The following is a 20,283-nucleotide window of genomic DNA, read 5'->3' as shown; positions in this document are numbered from 1 at the left end:
GTTCCATCCTTTAGATGATTAAAATTTAAAGTTTTGTAATCTCTTGAAGTTGTATACTTAATAGCCAACTATATAACTCAGGATTTGAGTAAGTCATATACATAACTTCTTGCTCATGTTTCATTCCAGGATAACGTGTAAAGTTTATTTCTTTGCCAGCTTCTTGCAAGGCTGTGACCATGTCAATTGATCCGGCAATTGGGACAATATCGTCTTCCTCTCCGTGAAATGCCCATACAGGTATATCTATTAATTGAGCTGCTTCCCTTTCATACCGACCAGCAATTGGTACAGCTGCAGCAAAGATATCAGACGTCCAAGTTGCCAAATCCCAAACTCCTATTCCTCCCATGCTAAATCCTGTTACATAAACTTGCTTCTTATTGATACTATATTCAGACATGATTTGTTTTAATAGAGCTATTATTTCGTGTCTAACTACAGGCCAAGATGATAATGAAGGACATTGAGGCGCCAACACAAAGAAAGGAAAATCTCCACTCGCCTCAGCGTGTCTAATAAGGCCATAGTTATCCAATTGGTTAATATCATTACCTCGCTTCTTTATTCCGTGAAGAAACAGAATTAAAGGCCAACTTTCGCTTGATTCATATTGATTAGGAATATACAACTTGTATCCAATATTAGTCTTTATAGTTATTTTTTCATTAAAAACATCATCAGTAATAGTCATAATCTAATCCTCCTTACAAGATTTATTAATTTCACTTTATCCATTGTTAAGCTCCTTGAAGTTGATTGGTATCACCGTAGTGATATTACGTTGTTATCCGTTGTCAAAGCCATCTTCGGTACACTCGCAAAATTAATGTCAGGTTCTTAGTTTGATCCAAAAATTCCCCACAATTAGCCGACATCCTCTCCAAGTGGAGAGGAATAAATGGTTAAGAATGGGGAGTTTTTTTACAGAAAATTACGGAAGATTGATTCCTTTAGAGCTTACATAGAGTGTATACCATTCTTCCCGAGTCATAAGCTGAGACTGCCGTTCTGCATCCTTGCAGGCAATAATCCGCTCTGCATTGGAAGTTCCAATCACAGGCTGAATTCTAGCAGGATGCCTCATTAACCAGCCAAGTACGATCGCTTCTAGGGTTGTTTCTTTCTCAGCAGCCATTTGATTCACTAAATCCGCAGTCTTCTGAATATGAGCAGGTTCGCTATCAACTGACCGCCCAGTAAATTTGCCCTGAGCAAGTGAGGCCCAAGCTTGGATTTGAATTTTCTCCATCTGACAGTATTCAATAAGACCATCAGAGAAATTGACAGTTCTGCCTGCATCTTGATTTACGTATATTCCTTGATCAAGCCAATCAAGCCGAGATAAGCTCATTTCAAGCTGATTCACCATTAACTGGTCTGGAATCGCCTGCCCTAGAAACTTGATCTGTGCAACACTCATGTTCGACACGCCAAAATAACGCACTTTACCAGATGATTTCAAGTAACCGAAAGCTTCTGCAACCTCTTCAGGCTCCATTAGAGGGTCGGGGCGATGCAATAGAAGTATATCTAGATAGTCTGTATTTAACCTATTTAGAATGCCATCAACTGCTTCAAGAATATGAGATTTGGAAAAATCATAACGCCCTGGAATGCTGCCTTCTCCGAATCGAATACCACACTTAGATTGAATGATGATTTGTTCACGCATACTTGGAGATGCTTGCAGAATACGCCCAAAAGCCTCCTCAGCCTTCCCCATCGTATAAATATTCGCATGATCGAACATCGTAATCCCGATTGAACGTGCAGCATCTACCGCCTTTTCAGCATGAAGCACATCCTCTTGCGTTAATGGATTCTGATTCCAACCACCGCCAAATCCCATGCATCCTTGAACTAATCGGCTAGCTGTTGTAATTCCTCGTTGTTGTAATGGTATCAATTGCACCATACATACCTCCTGTCGATTAAGTACCTTTTCATATATGTAGAGCAGAAACGCGTGCAGCGTCCTTTTTAGGGACCAAAGTAATTAACGAAAAAGATGCCAAAGTAAAGAAGGCATCTTTATTTTCGCTAAGTCTTATCGTTTGTTAAATATGTCCATAAACTAATTGTGTTTGTATTAGGATATTTATATTAGAAAAGTATACTTGACTATAGTGCCTCAATCAAGGTTATAGTGGGAACATGCTAGTGGATTGCTATGAATGCTTGTAGAATAATTACTTAGTCTTCTCTTGTAGGTGTTCCTTGATGGAATACCATCTGCCAAGTGTCTGTATTCTTTCTCCATATAGAACTACGCAACGCACGCTTGCTATCATGATGTCTAAATGTTTGATACGTTGCTAATACTAGATCTGTCGATAGTTCTTTGATTTTGAAATCGGTCACAGTGTGTTTAATGCTCGCATTAATGCCAATGCTGGCAGCATCAAGTTGGTTCTGTTTCGTGTATGAATTTCCGGAGCTTCCAATTTCCAGAAAATCGTCCGCAAGCAACATTGCGATCTTCTGAACATCATACTGCATCACTTGTTCTTCAAGATGAAGAATATGCTTTTCTAGCATAACAGAATCCATAATATCCCAATCACCTCATACATTCCCCTTTTGTTTTACTCTCTTCAAGAAAAAATATATTGAAAAAATCACTAAATAATATACAAAGACCAAGAAAAATCCGACTATAAGTTCAATGTAGTTTATCTCAATTTTTCTAAATAATAGATTTACTATTAATAATACATATAAAAATATCGTTGCAAATAAGGGATTTACTATATACTTCTTTACAAATGATTCTTTCGCTACTTCTGTCTCTTTCAATCCTGCTTTGGTATGTTGTATGTAAATATACACAACTGCAATAGTGACAATCGCCTTAATATCCAGTACCCCTTGAGCAAAGTATTGAAATACAAAATAATAAGGAATCGATAATAAGATTGCATTGAATACGTTTTTAACTAATTTATGTAGAAACATACTCGTTAACTCTTTTCATCCCATAATCTTGTGACTTCTATTAATTCTTGGCCTTCAAATTCAAGTTTATAAATGTCAGGTTTCTTAGTTTGATTCAAAAATTCCAAACCATATTTGGAATCGTAATAATTCATCATCAATGTCATTACATTCCCATGAGTGCCAATAGCAATTTTCTTCCCCTTGTATTCTTCTAAAATCTTTTTCAAAACCTCTACCGATCTATTTTGGCAAACGGAGTTAGACTCTCCCCCTGGTAAAGCAAAGTTGTAGTCATCGAAATTCTTCTTAATAGAGGATATAACCTCTTCATAAGAAATGATGTAGTCTTCCCCTGTGAAATGCCTTTCTCTAAGATCTTCATATGTCTTTATTTCTAGATCTAACTGCTCAGCTAAGCCATCTAATGATAGAATTGCTCGGGCATAAGGACTTGATAAAATAGCATCAATGCCCTCGTCTTTTAATATTTCGGTTATTGTTATAGCTTTTAACTTGCCATTATCCGTAAGTCCCCTCGTTCTTTCATTTCCTTCTGTATAGGGTGACTCAGCATGTCTAACCATATAAACAATTGTCTTCATAGAACCCTCCTTGAGTTACTTCCATTTACCACAGCTCTTATATTCCCTCATATTCATCACCATAGCATAGCTATTAGTCACTGTATATGAATGAAATAAATTTGAAGACAAGCATTAACATTACTTCTATTTACACTTGCATCAAGAACTTAAATTTGTTAGTATAACTGACGAACGTTCGTTAATATCGAGGTGATCTATTGAAAAGTGAAGAAATTAAAAACATCGCTTTGAAGTATTTTACAATTCATGGCTATGAGGGAGCATCTCTGTCTCAAATTGCCGAGAAAGTCGGCATGAAAAAACAATCCCTCTATGCTCATTTCAAAGGGAAAGATGATCTCTTTCTACAAGTTTTACACGATGCCAAAGAGGCAGAATTATCATCCAAACTGAATTACTTAAGTCAAGTTGATACCCAGAATCCAAAAGATGGTTTATTAGGATATCTGCATTTAGTCATTGATCTATTTCAAAAGAACGAGCAGTTAAAATTTTGGCTGCGTATGTCTTTTTTTCCACCTATCCATCTTGCAAAAGCCATTGATACAGAAGTAATCGATACGGAGCAAACCATTCAAACCGTACTTGAAAGCAAGTTTCAAGATTGGATCGATGCCAAAGTCATCGTAGAAGATGCAGCGATCATCCCTACTCTAGCTTTCTTAGGCGTAGCTGATTCGATCATGCTAGAGCTTGCATATGGAAATGACGAACAACGATTAAACGATAAACTAAATGCTTCATGGACCGTATTTTGGAGAGGTATTTCACAGCTATGATTTTCCAGAGAGAGGTATTATTTCATGAAGAAACCATTAAGAGAACAAAAAACAGTCTTACTCATCCTACTAAGTAATATATTCATTGTTTTTCTAGGAGTTGGACTCATCGTCCCGGTCATGCCATCATTTATGAATATCATGCATTTATCAGGCCAAACAATGGGCTATCTCATGGCCATATTTGCGTTCTCGCAACTACTCATGTCTCCCCTTGCAGGACGATGGATTGACACTCATGGTAGAAAGAAAATGATCATCATCGGTTTATTCCTTTTTAGCCTTTCAGAACTGATCTTTGGTTTAGGCACGAATGTATCCGTTCTATATTTATCCAGGATTCTAGGAGGGATTAGTGCTGCATTTATTATGCCGGGCGTTACAGCCTATGTTGCCGATATTACTTCTGTAGAAGAACGATCTAAAGCAATGGGTTATATTTCTGCCGCCATTAGTCTCGGTTTTATTATTGGCCCAGGTATCGGTGGCTTTATTGCTGAGCTTGGTATACGTGCGCCCTTCTATTTTGCGGCAGGCTTTGCGTTAATAACTTGTATTTCATCGATATTTATTTTAAAAGAGCCGCTAACCAAAGCGCAGCTTAAGGAAATTACTCAACTTAAAAAACAAACCAGCTTTATTAGTGATATTAAACGTTCGCTTCATCCCATGTACTTTATTGCCTTTATTATTGTATTCGTATTAGCCTTTGGTTTATCAGCATATGAAACTGTATTCAGCCTATTTTCTGATCATAAATTCGGCTTCACACCAAGGGACATCGCAACCATTATTACAATAAGCTCGATCTTCGGGGTTGTTGTACAGGTCTTTATGTTCGGCAAAATGGTAGATAAACTCGGTGAGAAGAAACTCATCCAGTTGTGTTTAATTGCTGGTGTAGGATTCGCCGTAGCATCCACTATGATCTCTAGCTACTTTGCTGTATTGTTAGTAACTTGCTTCATCTTTCTTGCATTTGACTTGCTGCGACCAGCTTTAACGACCTATTTATCCAAAACTGCGGAAAAGGAACAAGGATTTATCGCTGGCATGAATTCAACCTACACAAGCTTGGGTAATATCGTCGGACCCGCATTAGCTGGAATATTATTTGATGTAAACATCAACTATCCATATCTTTTTGCTGCAGTCATTATGTTCATCGGTCTAGGCATTACCGTGATGTGGAAAGAAAAACAATCAGCTAGTAGCTTAGCTAAATAATTTAGAAGAACGTAGGGAGGTAGTGCTTGTAAGATGGGCACTACTTCTTTTTTTCTGCAGTGAACACTATATTAGTACTTTTAGAATGAGAATCGTATAGCCAAAGAAAAAGGAAGTCGTATATTCGTCATGATGAATATACGACTTCCTCTTTATTATACAATCAATCCATCTTTCATGGTAATGATATGATCCGCATAAGGGAGCATTTCTTCATCATGGGTGACCATCAAGGTTGTGAGGTTGAGTGTCTTGGTCAGCTCACGGATGAGCGTCATCACATCCCGTGAACGCTTTGAGTCCAGACTTGCCGTTGGCTCATCCGCGAACAGGATTTTAGGCTTGTGGATGATGGCGCGAGCGATAGCAACCCGTTGTTTTTCCCCACCGGATAAGGAAGCGGGATAAGCGTCCTTGCGATGATCCATTCCGACTAATTTGAGAATCTTGGCGACTTCTTCCTTTTGCTCGCGTTTATTCATTTTGGACTCTGAGACGTCGAGCATTAGCATGAGCTGGTCTTCTACGGTAAGGAACGGTACCAGATGAGCAGATTGGAATACAAATCCAAATTTGCTTGCACGTATCTTTCGGATCTCCTCCTGCGTCATCGCGGCCATGTTGTTCCCTTCGAATTGCACCTGCCCATCGGAAGCGCGTTGAAGGCCGGCAGCTATGGTGAGCAGCGTGCTTTTTCCGGAGCCGGAAGCACCCACGAGAGCCGTGAGTTCACCTTTTTTCAGGGAAAGGTTGATTCCGTTGAGTACTTGCTCTGTAACTTCGCCATTAGTAAATGATTTGGTAACGTCTTGTATTGTGAAGGTTGTCATATTACATGTCTCCTTGTTGAATAGCTTGTAAAGGTTCCACTTTCCGAATCTGTAGGCCAGAGAGGGTAGCGCCGATAAATCCGATGACTAAGAAAAGTATGGATAATAGCATCGTCCCTTCTAATGTCAGACTAAACGGCATTCCTTTTGGTGCGATCATGTTAAAGCCTAGGCTTAATGCTACGGACAAGACCAATGCGATGATGGTGATGAAGAACATTTGAGCCCACATCATACGGAATAGCGTACCTGTTTTTACTCCGATCGCTTTCAAGATGCCGTATAACCCAATTTTCTGCACATTCATCATGTAGAAGAAAATCGCGAACAACAAGCCGCTGATGGCAACCAAGAACCAAATGATCATATTAAGCGACATGTTCTCTGCCTTGTAGCTTGAGATGGTGTTAAGAAACTCGTTATTTGAAAAGGATTGTAATCCCGTGATCGTCGGTGCTGTATCTTGTCCAGGGATGAACATCAACTGCAAGCCCTTCGCACGGTAAATCTCTTTATAGTTATCCATGTTAATATAAGCGACAGGGGCGTGGCTGTATTTCTTCTGATCCACGAATTTGACGACTTTGAATTCGCCGTTGAACTGATTATTTGTGAGTATATCCCCGACTTTAATGCCATCCTTCTCCAAGGAACGGTCTAACACGATTTCTCCCGGACCAACTTTTTCGAATAACGGGGAATCCGTTGAAGTCACGAACGCTACGGTATGCTGCTTGTCCTCTGCATCGTTCACAAAGCCCATTTGAATGGAAAATGCTGCGGCATCCTTGTTTTCCTGTAACACTTGGTCTTGCACCTTTGGATCGATTTTGGAAAGATTATACGTTGCTTTCGCATCGGTATTCATATAGAAATAACCTTGAGGCATATCCTTGATCAACGCCGCATTATCTTGGGACAATCCATTGGTTAATCCCGAAATAATAAACGTTAGAAAACTTACAAGGAATATAATAGACCCTAATATAATAAACTTCGCTTTACTCTTCTTCATTTCTTTCCATGCCATATTCATGAAAAAACCCTCCATTTCTTTGTTGCAACATGAGTATATGCTTGTTCTATGAACGGAGTATGAACGGAAAATTACATTTGCGGATAATCGTGATTTTTGTCATAGCGATTTTTCTTTACCACAGGAAAGGTTAAAATCAAATCAGTTCTTTATTTTTTGGAGGGATGATTCGTGGAAATAGGGGTTCCCACGTTTGTAGAAACCAAAAAAGAGGGACGTCGCATAGTGCAACGTCCCTCTCTCCTAAAGCCTTTATACGGTTACTGCAACTTACACGAATCTTTAGCCAGCGTTTACCGGCAATACTTATCTCTCAAAGCCAGCGCATGTTTGACGGATTGCTCCACGCCTCTTGCTTGGTCTTCAAGCATTTGCTCCATTAGCTCTTGCGGCGGGTAATAATAATCTAGCGGCTTAATCACGGACAAGTCATAAGGTGGCTCCTCGACTTTAAATGCTCCTTCACCGACTTTGGACACGCCGCCAGCACCCGGCTCTCTTTTGAAATGGATAGCGTATGGGAAACACATTTCTACGTTGATTCGAGTCAACGTAGATTTCTCCACAAGGATTTTGAACAGTTGATCCAAATCGATGTTGCCCGTTCCCGCAGGAACACCGCATACTCTATAGTCTTCTCCGTCATGAACGATGATATGGTCTTTAAAATGGGTGGTGTATGCGTACGGTGCCAACTTGGTCACAGCATCAACCGGATCCTCCCACGCCATCATGCCATTCCCGAGATCGCAATGAGCGCCAACCCAAGGACTGTTCACTTCCTCAATGATTTGGATAACCTCATCCGCTAGCTCTTCCTCATGGTTTTCCACGGCAAGCTTAATTCTGTATTGTTGCAGCAAAGGAACAATTTTCTTAATGTTTGTAGGTGCTTCAGCCATCCGTGCAGCGTCGTATTCGCCCATACAAGTGTATGTCCGGATGACATCCGCTCCGATTTGATGAGCAACTTCAATCACTTGCGACAAGTGATCCGGGTCCGTACCATTCGTATCGATCTCAGCGAAAAATCCGTATTTCTGGATTTCAGCCTTCACTCTTTTCAGGTATTCAGGCTCGAACGATTCCAGTGTTCCCCATCCAGGTAGTCCCGGCCATTTCACGATGTTGATCATAACCCCGTCTAGCCCGAGCTCTGCACTCTTTTGAATAAATTTAAAAATATCCATTCTACCTGTGATAAAGTGCAAGTGATAGCTTTCTGTTTCCAAACCGATTTTCATATGTCTCTCCTCCATACATTCTGGTTTTTTTATGATAAACTACTGAACTTGAGCTTGTTCTTGAGCTTGTTCTTGCGCTCTTTTCTTCTTAACGATTCTTACTAAGTAACTGCTGACGATTAAACCTAACACGGCAAACCCAATCATGGTCATAAACACATGTTTGTATCCATCAATCCCCGGTGTGCTATCTAGCATATTTCCATACAGCGTAAAGGCGAACATGGATGGAAGATAACCAATCATACAAGCAATGGATACCGCCGCACCGCTAATTTCCCGAGGGATGCCAACCTCTTCGATCGGCGCGAAGAACACGGCTCTTTGTGAGAAAATAATCGCGCCATAACAGAGTGTAAACGTCATACCTACATAGATATTCATAGATTCATGCGGAAGCCACATAAAGATGATCATGCCGATAATAGCGAACACAAAAGTTACTCTTAAATATTTGGACGGAGATTTGAAAGTTTTATCAGCCAGGAAACCACCAATAGGTCCGCCGACCATTTTCAAGCAGTATTGGTTGATAATCCCGTACGCCCCGACCAGCGCAACAGGCATTCCGTAAATATCTTTCAGGAACGGTATGAAATACGTAAGTCCGATATAAATGGAGTATACGGAGAAGATCGTAAATGAGACTACCCATATTTCAGGCATTTTGAGGGCTTTTAGGGCTCCATCAAACGCCATTTTGCTTCGATTGATTTTATTGCCATGCTCGTCTGTATCATTAATGACGTCGTCTTCAATAAGGAAGTACGATATGATAGCGGTTACAATCGCCGTAACAGAGAAGAAAATGATGGCACCTTTTAAGCCCGCAGCATTTGCCCCCATCCATTGGAAAATACCAAGCGCAGCAAACGCTACAATCGTATCTACGATCCCTCTTCCTGCTTCCAGGAAGCCGAACATTCTGCCCTGCTCATTGCTGTCCCCGAGCAATCTTACCGTTTTGATCAGAACGGGCCAGAAAGCGAGTTCTGCAAACAAAGCGAAAAGCGCCCATAATATCAAAATTTCATAATACCCTGGAAACGTTGTCATGTAAAATCCGAGTAGCCCTACTCCACCCAAGGCGATTGGGAGCAGCTTTTTCTTGGAAAACCGATCTGTGATGTACATCGATGTGATGTAACCAAAGGTTTGAACAAGGGCATAGACGGACATTGTGAAACCGATTTGCGTATGTGTCAGATGGAAATATTCCATCATCGGAATATAAAACGCGTCTTTTAAATATGGTAATTTAAAAATTGTCCCCCCGCCCAGAATGAGTACGGCAAGCGTCAACCATTTTTTTGTCACAACACTTTTCGATTTCATTTTCTACTCATTCCCTTCCCCAACTTCTTATTCTTCAATAAAAGCTGTTACTTCAATTTCTACCAATGCATCCTTTGGCAGACGTGCAACTTCAATGGTGCTTCGTGCTGGATAGTTGCCATCAAAATACGAAGAGTAAACTTCATTTACCTTTGCAAACGTATTCATATCTTTCAAAAAGATAATCGTCTTCACAACGTTCTTCAAATTACTGCCCGCTGCCTCTAAAATGGCTTTTACATTCTCGAGCGATTGTTTTGCTTGTTCTTCGACGGATTCAGGCATTTCATTCGTTTGAGGATTGATCGGAAGTTGGCCTGATACGAAAATAAGGTTTCCGATTTTAGCACCCTGAGAATAAGGTCCGATAGCTCCTGGGGCATTCTGGGTTGAAATTGTTGTATGCATGTGATGTCCTCCTAATATGGAATAATTATCATAATGATAATTTATTATTACGATGATTTTATTTTAATACATGTTTCTCATAATTACAATACTTTTTTGAGAAATTATCATTGAAATAATAATTTTTTATTGTTAGACTCAAAATATGAGAAATGGCAGATAAAGGGGTGGTATGAATGGAAGATTCAGATAAGCTCACGAAGTATATCCCGGTTGTTCATTTTATTGGTGAAATCATGGGTAAGAATTGCGAGGTTGTTTTGCACGATGTGACGAAGCCGGACAACTCTATCGTTGAGATTGTTAATGGACATATTAGCGGCAGAAAAGTGAACGGTCCAATCACGGACCTTGCATTAAAAGTATTGAAGGACAAAAACTATAAAGATAAACATTTTATCTGCAATTATGAAAGTTTCGGCAAAAGCAAGAAGCCTTTTCGTTCTTCGAGTTATTTTATAAAGGATGAACATAATGAAATCATCGGCATGGTCTGCGTGAACGTCGACCTATCCGATCTTATCAAGGCCCAAAGCGTTATTGATGATGCTATTATGCTTACCAATTTAACCATTACTGCTAACGACGAACCTAATCATACGGAGAAGCACAAATCGGCTTTGGATCTTAACGTACTGGAAAGCTTCGAGGACAACATCGAAGATCTCCTCTTATCATTGATTAAAGGAGTATTATCCGAGAGCGAAATCGCGCCTGAGCGAATGTCTCCTAAAGAGAAAATCGATGTCGTTAGAAAGCTTAACGAAAAAGGGGTATTTCTGCTCAAAGGTGGAGTAAGCGAGGTTGCCAAACATTTGGAAGCTTCCGAAGCGACGATCTACAGATACTTGAATAAAATAAAATAACGAAATCTAAGGTGGCACCACGAAATCCGGATCACGACGTCCCACCGACTTAAGGGCACCGTCAGGTGCCGACCGCAATGCGGTTAGTCGGTGCGGATGTGTCCGCCTGATTCAACTCACCTCAAACATTTAATAATGTTCTGCTCGATTGTTGTTTTCAGCCATTAACTTGTTATTGAATGAATGATTCCTTATTATGCTCCATCTGAATACGGATTCCTTCACGGTCAATCTGTATCCAATATTCTACGATTTTCTCATTTTCAACACGATAGACGGCACTTGCGATTTCTACAACTGGTTTATTAGTTGGTGAAAAACCGTCTACTTCTCCAATATGAACTCCGGATTGTTTCCAACGTACATAAACTCGATCATTTTGTACTAAAAACTCTTGTATAGTTAAACTGAATGCTCCGTAAGCTCCAACCATTTCACGAACATGATCTGCATAATTGGCTGGAGACCGTTCAACGGTCACCTCATTTTCCGAAGTAATCTGATGTGCTAGAACACTCTCCGCCATCAAACTGTGGGCCGCATCCAGTTCTTGCCCAGAACGAACCTTCTCAAAAAACTGTCGCACTACTTTTTCTGCTGTCATAGTGATTCCTCCTAGCTTTGTAATATTTCTTGCAAACTCTTTAGATTATTGATGAATATATGCTCTGAATCGTTTGCATTTTCTCTACCTCTTAATAACCAAATAGTATGTAACCCTAATGCTTTAGCTCCCTCGAGATTACTGATATTATCGTCAACAAATAAAGTTTCTTCTGGTTTGACATTTAATTCAGTTAGAGCTGCTTGAAACATTAATTCATGAGGCTTTAAAACACCTAAGATTGAAGACATGACAAAGGTTGAAAAATAGTTTCTTAACCCAACATTCCTAAATACACGATCTAGCGACGGCCAAGTATCCGATACAATCCCTAACAAATAATCATTGGAAAGCTCCGGTATTACCTCAAAAGCGTCTTGGTAAAACTTAAATTTATCGTCGTTAAAAACAGTATCATAAGCTAATCCTTCAATTTGTTCTCTATTAAGTTCAAGCGATGATAATTCGTTAGAAACGATTGTATAAAATTGTACAAAGTGTTTGTACTCTTCTGTTTTAGTTAATATCAAAGGGTTTTCGTTCATATATTGACAAAACTATAGAAATTTGGCGAGATAAACCAATGGCCTGACGTAGGATGGTTCAATACTCGTCCAGATTCAAATAAAATTGCTTTTATGTGTTTCAATTCCTTCACTGGAATTCACCACCCTCTTATTATTAATCATCACTTCAACTTCTTTTTCAAAACAACTTTGCATTCAATTATTATAATCGAAATTGCAACTCTGTTTTAACACCTATTTTTTCAAATCCACATTTCTTATACATTTCTTTAGCAGTGTCTGAACTATCTGTAATTAAATATGCATGTTTCACATTTTGATTTTCTGCTCTTTGCAGCAAATATTTGATGACTTTACTGCCAAAACCTCTCCTCTGATATTCTTTTAGTATATCGAAATCTTCAATTTTGGCTATGTTTTGTAAAGTCATTAATTCACAGTTCCCAATTGGTATGTCTTTATGATAACAAACGTATAAATCTAGAGGTTGATTAGACATTTGGTATACTTTTAATTTACGCTCAATTCTTCTTCTCGCAAAATCCTGTCCCATTGAATCTTCATTCGCTAATACATCGATGTTTCTACCATCCAAAATCACTTCATCACTAATGGCTTGCTTTATAACACAGTCACTATTTCCACCAATGTTTTTAAAACGATCTGTTTTAATATACATGTAATCGTAAATGGTCGTTTCAGGTTTGACATGCAATTCACCAAATATCTTTTCATCTATATCAAAATTCATTTCTATTCTTAAAAAACTCTTATTTTGTTCTTTACGCAAAGTAAGTTCATTAGAAATTATTTCTTCAAGATTTTCACTGTAGTTTTTCACTAGAGTAAAATTATGAGTATACATATCCGGAATTTCATCATCCCAAAATCTGATAAGATTTTCTTCTTCATAACTTTGAGAAAATAATTTAGTGTACATTAATTCGGCATTTATTATTTGAGTCTTCATGTTACCCTCACTTTATTACATTATTACGGTGTTATCCGAAAGAACCGACTTCTTGGAAATTACATTCTAATTTATTTCTCTTGGCATTTGTTTTTTAATAACATGATTTGACCTATATGATACACATTGTGAATACACAAATTGGAAACAACCCCCCACCAAGGTGCATTAAAATAAGAGGGTATCTCACGATTGAGTCTGAATTCATCACTTTCCTCTACTGCTTTGATCCAATTAATAAAACTAGCAGCTATCCGATGTTTTGTTTCATTCCATTCTTCTTCATTGATGAGAAGTGGATCTACATAAAATGTATCATCGTTATTTATGTTCTTATCTGCAGTAATTTCTTCCTCAATAAATCTCTTCAACCATGCCTCATTCCAAAATATAAGATGATTCACAATCGCCCAAATTGATTCCGCTCTCTCATTCTGCCAAGCAGCTTGTGTTACCGACAAATTATTTAATATTTCTTGTAAGGGTATAAACCAACTTCTATCGTTATAACAAGCAGCTAATTGATCTAATAATAATGCCTTGTTGTTAATCAAGAATCATCCTCTCTTTCGGTTCTTTCGGATAACGTTCGCGCATTACCGACGTCCAGTCGGCTTAAGCACCGACGGTCCGGGTGGCTTTGCCACTTAGCCGGTTGGATGTGTCACCTGAATCAACTTCTACGAAAATCCTCTTGGTGACCAAGGGAGCGTAGCGACCGCTGTGGTAATGCAATGTTAGGTGATGTTCAAACGCTTCCTCGAGTATCCCAAATTAAAGTCTTATAAGCATTTATTGATTTCAATACTAGTTCTTCGTCCTTTACGCCATTATGAACAAAAAGCTTCAGTGGGAAAAAGATTCCTTCCATCAATGATATTCTTATATCCTCTCCGAATTGATCGTAAGTATATTCGCTGGAGATCTTACTACAAATTGCACGGTAATACAGTTCAAAAATACGTAAGGTCTCTTCCCCACCATGAAATAAATCATGAATAAATAACATGACCAAGTCTTCTGTACAAAGTCCAACCCTCACTGCTTCAAGGTCAATTATATACGGCCTTGAATTACCGACTAATGGATACAATATATTACACACATTCAGGTCACCATGGATGAGAGTAGTATTTTGATTATTATTTAAACGTTCAACGTGTCTTTGAGCGTTCTCACGTAAATTAAGTAGACTCATCTCATATATTTCAAATTGGTCTTCTCTAAGTTTAAACGGTTGATACTTTCTAAAATGAAGATAATCTTTCTCCAAATAAGCAATATGCTTTAAATATTCTTCCGTACTCTCCAAGTGCCTAGGAGTAGATAGCTCTTCCTTCCCCCAAGAGACAGCATGAAATTGTGAGATCACTTCAATTATAGTCATTACTTTATTGGACTCAATGGGTACTTCCCAGTCAGCAATATTACAATGTGTCGGAGTCAAATCTTCCATCAACAATACACCTTCATGTCTAGGTTGATCATACTCATTGTAAAAAACCTTTGGAATGGACACATCCTTGTTGGAGTAGTACTTGTACATAATATTCTCGTATGGATCAGACTCAGATATCGTGTCTTTCTCTAATAATGGAAAGACACGATTGTCTTTCGTTTGTACATCAATTTTATTTAGTGATGCCCGATCTCGATCAATATGCTCTGTTCTTCTTATATCAAGAATTTCAGAAATACCTTGATCCCTTAATATCTCTAATAATTGATTGTCGTTTAATGGCATTTATTTTTCTCCAATCTTGTTTGAATTTCACCTAACGTCTTATTTACGAACTTCGTAAATAATTCCCATAGTTATTTTATTCGCGAAATTATTGAGCTACCCTCCCGTTCGAATCATTTGCGACTCGACGAGCAAAAAGAAGCTATCCTATAGGGTAGCTTCTTTTTCTGCTCTGCGGATTTGTCCGTGACAAGGCTTATATTTTTTCAAAACGAACTAATAAACTGTCATAGTCGCCGACCAATTGAACGTCGATGCCTCTATTCATTAAAAAGGCTCCCGATTTCGTCCACTCCGTTCCATCTATTTCATAGCGATAGATAGCGGAAGGTTCCAATCCCTTCAGCTTAATGGAGTAGTATTTTTTTCCGTATCGCTGATGATCTAGAAAGACAAACAAAGCACTGCTATCCTCGTTTACGTATTGGACAGCTTGAATGTCGGAGTTTTTCAACGATTTTAACCGATAAACATGACCAAACTGCACGACCTGCCTGATCGTTTTATATTCATCGATATACGCTTTGATCTGCATCAGCTTATCTTCTTCGATTTCATTCAAATTCGTACCTATACCGAGAGATCCACACATTGCGGCATGCATACTGAACTTTAACGGAATGGTACGATTGTTCATGCTATCATCGGTCAACCACGCACGCATATATTTGATCGGGTAAATTAAACTATAATGCTCCTGTATAAAAAGACGGTCCATAGGATCTGTGTTATCGCTTGGCCAAAACTCGTCAAAGTAGGCCATCGCACCAAAATCGACTCTGCCGCCGCCTGAAGCACAAGCCTCGAATTCAACGGTCGGATGCAATCTTCTTAAGGTTTGAATAATCGTATACACACCTTGCGTATTTTTATGCCAGATCGACTTATATTCCCCGGGATCTTGAGAAGAAGATGCGATTTCCGCAGCATATCGATTCATATCCCATTTGACGTAGGCAATATTGTTCTCGGATAATAAAGCGTCAAAGCAATTGATCAAGTAATCAATTACCTCGTTGTTCGTCAAATCCAGCATATATTGGTTTCTTCCCATGAGAACTTCTCGGGTAGAATACCGGTAAATCCAATCCGGATGGTTTCGATATAAATTGCTATTCGGATTTACCATCTCCGGTTCAATCCAAATCCCAAATTGCATGCCCAATTCATTCACTCGTTTGATGAGGGGTTCCAATCCGTCAGGAAATTTATCACGATCGACATACCAATCGCCTAATCCCGCTTCATCGTTTGCTCTCCCTTCAAACCAACCGTCGTCAATAACAAAAAGCTCGACACCTAGCTTTGCCGCTTTTTCGGCCAATTTGATTTGATCCTCATACCGCACATCAAAAAAAGTTGCGTACCATGAATTGTAGAGGATCGGCAGCGCTTTATCCGCCAGTGGCCTAGGCATTACATGCTTTCTTGCGAAGGTGGAAAGGGTGTTCGACATCTCGGTGAATCCATTTGAAGAAAATCCTGAAAAGACAGATGGGGCCTTGAATGTATCTCCTGGCTTCAATACCCATTCAAAATCCGTATCGCTAATTCCAGTCAATATATTGACATACTCAGTAGAAACGGCTTCCACGACTGTTTTAAAGTTTCCGGAATATTGCAAGGCACCGTAATATACATCGCCCTGATCTTCATTCGCATTTTGATGAACAACAAAAAACGGATTCACATTATGGGCTGTCAGTCCATAGAGACTTTCATACACTTTTTTTCCACAGTCAATCGATTCACTGCATTGCTGGTATTCGCTGCTCCAATGTCCGTTAAAATTGATCGTCTGAAATCCGGTGCCGGCTACCCCATATTCAGCGGAATAAAACCGTTCCAGAACGATATTGTCCTGTCCGATATTTTCAGCTTCTCGCCATTTTTCAATAATGTTCTCTTCTTCATAGACACGATAATGCAAGGTAACCCGCAAAGCATAATAGATATCTTCCAAAACGATGACAAGATGGTTATCCTCCACGCGATATTCATTGATCTTATACCGAAAATCACGGACTCCATCGGCAAAGGTGACTTTCATCGAAGCCTCTTTAAATCGCATGCCTCCAAAGGAGGAGCATTCTTCCATCTTTTCTTGAACGCTTAAAGACCAGTGATACTTCTGCAATTCCGACCCTACGAAGTCTTCGATTCGTTCTATTCGCTTGCCCCAATACATGTTGCATAGCAATTGGTTTTGATCGGCGTATAGTACATAAGATGTGTGCTTCGTGTTAAGTAGAAAATATTTATCTTGATAAACTTTTATCGACATATGGAACTCAAATGCCTCCTTTTGAAATCTATAAATAAAGCGCTTTCAATTATTATAGAGTAAGCATATCCCTTGAACAATGCAATATATAATGGAATGATGGATTATATTATGATTATTCTCACTTATGGAATTGACAAACGGTGTAGAGAAAAGCATAGTATTAGCATGGATATTATAAAAAAACAAGACGGCTTCTTGTCGGAAAAGTTGATCATCCTTCCAGATAATATTATTTCTGAGTGTGCCATGCATCCGCTTATCCGACCGCTCTATATTACAGACATTGGATTTTTCCCCCGTATGATAACACATTATCACGCGCGCCCCACAGGCTGCGAAGCACATATCGTGATCTACTGTATCGCTGGAGAAGGCTGGGTTAGCCTTAATGGTCATAAGAAGCAAATCATGCATAAAGGATCAATCATGGTTATTCCCGCACATATGCCCCACGAATATGCCTCTTCCAAGACAAATCCTTGGACTATTTATTGGTTTCATATGAAGGGGGAGAACGCATCTGCATTCTTTGAAGGCATCGATCAACATGCTATGCCTACCCATATAACCGTCGAGAAATCCACCAAAATTATTGAGCTCTTTAATGAATGCTATGATCTTCTGGAGAGAGGATATTCGTTAAACCGGATTATTTACGTCTCACAATTGGCCTGTCATCTTGCAGGATTAATTCGATTCTCACAGCAACAGCTAAACAATAAATTGAGTCAACATAAGAAACACGATATTGAACTTTCACTCCAGTTCATGACAGAACACTTGGAGAAGAATATCTCCTTGGAAGAGTTAGCTGAACGAGCTAATCTCTCTGTTCCTCACTTTTCTTATCTATTCAAAAAAACGACTGGCTACTCGCCAATCGATTACTATTTGCGACTCAAAATACAGCTAGCCTGCCAACATCTTGACTTAACCGAGCAAAGCGTTAAAGAGATTAGCATTCGACTTGGGTTCAAGGATCCTTACTATTTTTCGCGAATTTTCAAAAAAATAATGTGGAAGTCTCCTTCAGACTATCGTAATAGACAGAAGGGGTAACTTTCCCCGGGCTTCATTAATGCCTTACCCGTCCATGTTCCTGGCAACTGGTCGTTCCTGATTATTTTCGTTATTTGAAATGAAAACAAAATGATGCTTGTCATATTTATTAATGATAGAGTTGACTTTGATTAGCTGGTTTATCCAATGCCTCTGACTCCTTCGAAATACTATCGTGATCTGTTTATATATTTTATTTAACTTATTCTTAAGTAATCTACTCTAATGGATCATAATGTTTTAAATCAGATTCTGTAATACTTTTTTCTTTGCCTTCTTCTGTCAATCTATAACTAAACTGCAACACTTCATTATGTGCAAAATCGAAGACTTAGCCTCGCAGGGTTGTCTGCCTGATTCCGCTCCCTCTAATTATCTTCGGGCAGACCAAGGGGCGATAGCCCTGCAGCGTGAATACGGTTTATATGATGCCAATGCCTTCATCGAGTTGCTTACAAAGTCCTTTCCAATGCTCCCATGCTTTTATATATTCTGATAAATCATTTGGATGATGCTTTGCACTTAGCCCTACACGACAATATAATTGTACGGACACTTCATCAATTAACCTTGATCTGTCAATATATCCATGTTCAAGACAATTAAATGCTGTATATAAAGTGTCAATATTAATATCATCTGGCGAAGAACAAAAAGCATACATAAAATCATAAATTAATGGACCTACCATTGGTGATGGATCTATTACTCCAACTAATTTAGATTGATTGAAAACAAAATTATGAACCCCAGTATCACCGTGCAATAAATATCTTCCCCCGTGCTCTGGATCTTCTCCAAACAATTTATGGCTTTGTGACTTAATAAATTTGTAGTCTTCGGTTGTTAATATATTTCCAATGTTGCTTCTAGCTTCCTCTATACCAATATCGTTAAATTCCTTCCAAGATCGACGTGGACATTCTATTCTCCCCCATATACTTTCATCCTGATATTTCTTGTATTTATTTAACAGCTCTTTAACAAATAATGATAACCAGGACTTCTTTGCTCCACGATTAATATGGGTTGTACCATTAATAAACGTGTATATAAAATATGATTTATCATCAGCAGTGTAAAGGATTTTTGGCAACAACACTGAGTTGCTATAAGAATTCAAAAGCAGTTCGACTAATTGAACTTGATTTGGGTAATCACTCTTCAAAATATACCTATTGCCCTGTTTGGACTCCAAACTTAAAACAAGGCTATCAGTTGTTCCGGACTTTCTTTGGATTTTAATAATTTCATCATTATTAAATTGAAATATTCTGTTTATCTCCTGAATGGTAGGTTCAAGCATCATACATTATTCTCCTTATTGGCTTTATAGTCTTTGCATTGGTTTCATATAACGTTTGTGTATTCACGAATCCGAGAGGGTTAAGGTCCGCCAGGACCGAGTGGCTCCGCCACTTAGCCTCGCAGGGTTGTCTGCCTGATTCCACTTCTCAGAAAAGCCTCGGGCAGACCAAGGATAGGCCTGCCGATCCTTAGCATGAATATAATGTTAGATGATGTTACAGACCTCTTCGAAATACTGAAAAAGTTATTGTTATTTAGCTTCCATTATTACAAAGTATACATCCATGGCATGACAAGTAGATATTATGTTTCACGCATTTTGGGTAACCGACAGGTATTGTTGGATTATCATCATCCTCTTCAATCTCTGACCATTCTAAGTAGCTATTCATATTAATACTAGCTATATCAAAGACATTAATCATTAACTTAAACTGCTCTAAACATCCAATAATCCAATCTTGGCGTGGTTCATAACTTAATCGTTCCCAACCTAAGCCATCTATTGCGCAAG

The 20,283-nt window shown here is 38.8% G+C and carries 21 protein-coding genes and 1 pseudogene; 4 read left to right on the top strand and 18 right to left on the bottom strand.

Annotated features, from left to right (window positions below; translation table 11 throughout):
* Positions 1–25: 25 nt before the first annotated feature.
* The 5 genes from AC1DOK_RS04890 to AC1DOK_RS04870 all read right to left on the bottom strand — a co-directional run bounded on the left by AC1DOK_RS04890 (position 26) and on the right by AC1DOK_RS04870 (position 3,542).
* Positions 26–694 (bottom strand): carboxylesterase family protein, encoded by a 669-nt coding sequence (locus tag AC1DOK_RS04890; RefSeq protein ID WP_477553124.1) that lies wholly within the window; start codon positions 692–694, stop codon positions 26–28.
* A gap of 240 nt (positions 695–934) precedes the next feature.
* On the bottom strand, positions 935–1,915 hold the full coding sequence (locus tag AC1DOK_RS04885) for an aldo/keto reductase (protein ID WP_477553123.1): 981 nt from the start codon (positions 1,913–1,915) through the stop codon (positions 935–937).
* Positions 1,916–2,196: 281 nt separating this feature from the next.
* A complete protein-coding gene (locus AC1DOK_RS04880; RefSeq protein WP_477553122.1) occupies positions 2,197–2,553 on the bottom strand; it encodes a nuclear transport factor 2 family protein in 357 nt (118 codons plus the stop codon).
* 15 nt (positions 2,554–2,568) lie between these two features.
* Positions 2,569–2,958: a hypothetical protein gene (locus AC1DOK_RS04875; RefSeq protein ID WP_477553121.1), complete on the bottom strand. Its 390-nt coding sequence runs from the start codon at positions 2,956–2,958 to the stop codon at positions 2,569–2,571.
* A 5-nt stretch (positions 2,959–2,963) separates the two neighbouring features.
* Complete coding sequence (locus tag AC1DOK_RS04870) at positions 2,964–3,542, bottom strand: histidine phosphatase family protein (protein WP_477553120.1); 579 nt, start codon at positions 3,540–3,542, stop codon at positions 2,964–2,966.
* A gap of 200 nt (positions 3,543–3,742) precedes the next feature.
* On the opposite strand from AC1DOK_RS04870, the gene AC1DOK_RS04865 reads away from it, so the two are divergent.
* Together AC1DOK_RS04865 and AC1DOK_RS04860 are read left to right on the top strand one after the other, a co-directional pair.
* Positions 3,743–4,324 (top strand): TetR/AcrR family transcriptional regulator, encoded by a 582-nt coding sequence (locus AC1DOK_RS04865; protein WP_477553119.1) that lies wholly within the window; start codon positions 3,743–3,745, stop codon positions 4,322–4,324.
* 24 nt (positions 4,325–4,348) lie between these two features.
* The gene (locus AC1DOK_RS04860) at positions 4,349–5,551 is read left to right on the top strand and encodes an MFS transporter (RefSeq protein WP_477553118.1); all 1,203 of its coding nucleotides are present in this window, start codon (positions 4,349–4,351) and stop codon (positions 5,549–5,551) included.
* 155 nt (positions 5,552–5,706) lie between these two features.
* On the opposite strand, the gene AC1DOK_RS04855 is transcribed toward AC1DOK_RS04860, so the two are convergent.
* The 5 genes from AC1DOK_RS04855 to AC1DOK_RS04835 all read right to left on the bottom strand — a co-directional run bounded on the left by AC1DOK_RS04855 (position 5,707) and on the right by AC1DOK_RS04835 (position 10,404).
* Entirely contained in the window at positions 5,707–6,381 is a 675-nt protein-coding gene (locus AC1DOK_RS04855) for an ABC transporter ATP-binding protein (protein ID WP_477553117.1), read from the bottom strand.
* A 1-nt stretch (position 6,382) separates the two neighbouring features.
* Complete coding sequence (locus tag AC1DOK_RS04850; RefSeq protein WP_477553116.1) at positions 6,383–7,417, bottom strand: ABC transporter permease; 1,035 nt, start codon at positions 7,415–7,417, stop codon at positions 6,383–6,385.
* A 293-nt stretch (positions 7,418–7,710) separates the two neighbouring features.
* Positions 7,711–8,661: a sugar phosphate isomerase/epimerase family protein gene (locus AC1DOK_RS04845; RefSeq protein WP_477553115.1), complete on the bottom strand. Its 951-nt coding sequence runs from the start codon at positions 8,659–8,661 to the stop codon at positions 7,711–7,713.
* A gap of 39 nt (positions 8,662–8,700) precedes the next feature.
* A complete protein-coding gene (locus AC1DOK_RS04840; protein WP_477553114.1) occupies positions 8,701–9,996 on the bottom strand; it encodes an MFS transporter in 1,296 nt (431 codons plus the stop codon).
* Between the two features lie 27 nt (positions 9,997–10,023).
* The gene (locus AC1DOK_RS04835; RefSeq protein ID WP_477553113.1) at positions 10,024–10,404 is read right to left on the bottom strand and encodes a RidA family protein; all 381 of its coding nucleotides are present in this window, start codon (positions 10,402–10,404) and stop codon (positions 10,024–10,026) included.
* Positions 10,405–10,580: 176 nt separating this feature from the next.
* Between AC1DOK_RS04835 and AC1DOK_RS04830 the strand changes: the two genes are divergently transcribed.
* Positions 10,581–11,270: a helix-turn-helix transcriptional regulator gene (locus AC1DOK_RS04830; protein ID WP_477553112.1), complete on the top strand. Its 690-nt coding sequence runs from the start codon at positions 10,581–10,583 to the stop codon at positions 11,268–11,270.
* A 172-nt stretch (positions 11,271–11,442) separates the two neighbouring features.
* Here the strand turns inward: AC1DOK_RS04830 and AC1DOK_RS04825 are convergent, their stop codons facing one another.
* From AC1DOK_RS04825 to AC1DOK_RS04800, 6 genes are all read right to left on the bottom strand, one after another.
* Positions 11,443–11,874: an ester cyclase gene (locus tag AC1DOK_RS04825; protein WP_477553111.1), complete on the bottom strand. Its 432-nt coding sequence runs from the start codon at positions 11,872–11,874 to the stop codon at positions 11,443–11,445.
* 11 nt (positions 11,875–11,885) lie between these two features.
* A complete protein-coding gene (locus AC1DOK_RS04820) occupies positions 11,886–12,419 on the bottom strand; it encodes an HAD family hydrolase (RefSeq protein ID WP_477553110.1) in 534 nt (177 codons plus the stop codon).
* A 184-nt stretch (positions 12,420–12,603) separates the two neighbouring features.
* A complete protein-coding gene (locus AC1DOK_RS04815; RefSeq protein ID WP_477553109.1) occupies positions 12,604–13,371 on the bottom strand; it encodes a GNAT family N-acetyltransferase in 768 nt (255 codons plus the stop codon).
* Positions 13,372–13,442: 71 nt separating this feature from the next.
* Positions 13,443–13,925 (bottom strand): DinB family protein, encoded by a 483-nt coding sequence (locus tag AC1DOK_RS04810; protein WP_477553108.1) that lies wholly within the window; start codon positions 13,923–13,925, stop codon positions 13,443–13,445.
* 194 nt (positions 13,926–14,119) lie between these two features.
* On the bottom strand, positions 14,120–15,115 hold the full coding sequence (locus AC1DOK_RS04805; protein ID WP_477553107.1) for a phosphotransferase: 996 nt from the start codon (positions 15,113–15,115) through the stop codon (positions 14,120–14,122).
* Between the two features lie 196 nt (positions 15,116–15,311).
* Positions 15,312–17,399 (bottom strand): alpha-galactosidase, encoded by a 2,088-nt coding sequence (locus tag AC1DOK_RS04800; protein WP_477553106.1) that lies wholly within the window; start codon positions 17,397–17,399, stop codon positions 15,312–15,314.
* 72 nt (positions 17,400–17,471) lie between these two features.
* Between AC1DOK_RS04800 and AC1DOK_RS04795 the strand changes: the two genes are divergently transcribed.
* Positions 17,472–18,461, top strand: a complete 990-nt coding sequence (locus tag AC1DOK_RS04795) for a helix-turn-helix domain-containing protein (RefSeq protein WP_477553105.1) — start codon at positions 17,472–17,474, stop codon at positions 18,459–18,461.
* A 421-nt stretch (positions 18,462–18,882) separates the two neighbouring features.
* Here the strand turns inward: AC1DOK_RS04795 and AC1DOK_RS04790 are convergent, their stop codons facing one another.
* Complete coding sequence (locus AC1DOK_RS04790; protein WP_477553104.1) at positions 18,883–19,770, bottom strand: phosphotransferase; 888 nt, start codon at positions 19,768–19,770, stop codon at positions 18,883–18,885.
* A gap of 253 nt (positions 19,771–20,023) precedes the next feature.
* A pseudogene (locus AC1DOK_RS04785) lies at positions 20,024–20,283 on the bottom strand (hypothetical protein); the annotation flags it as partial.

It is taken from the genome of Paenibacillus sp. P5_B5, from assembly GCF_056400365.1.
The sequence above is the reverse complement of the archived record's forward strand: the minus strand, read 5'-3'. Positions and strand labels throughout refer to the sequence as shown.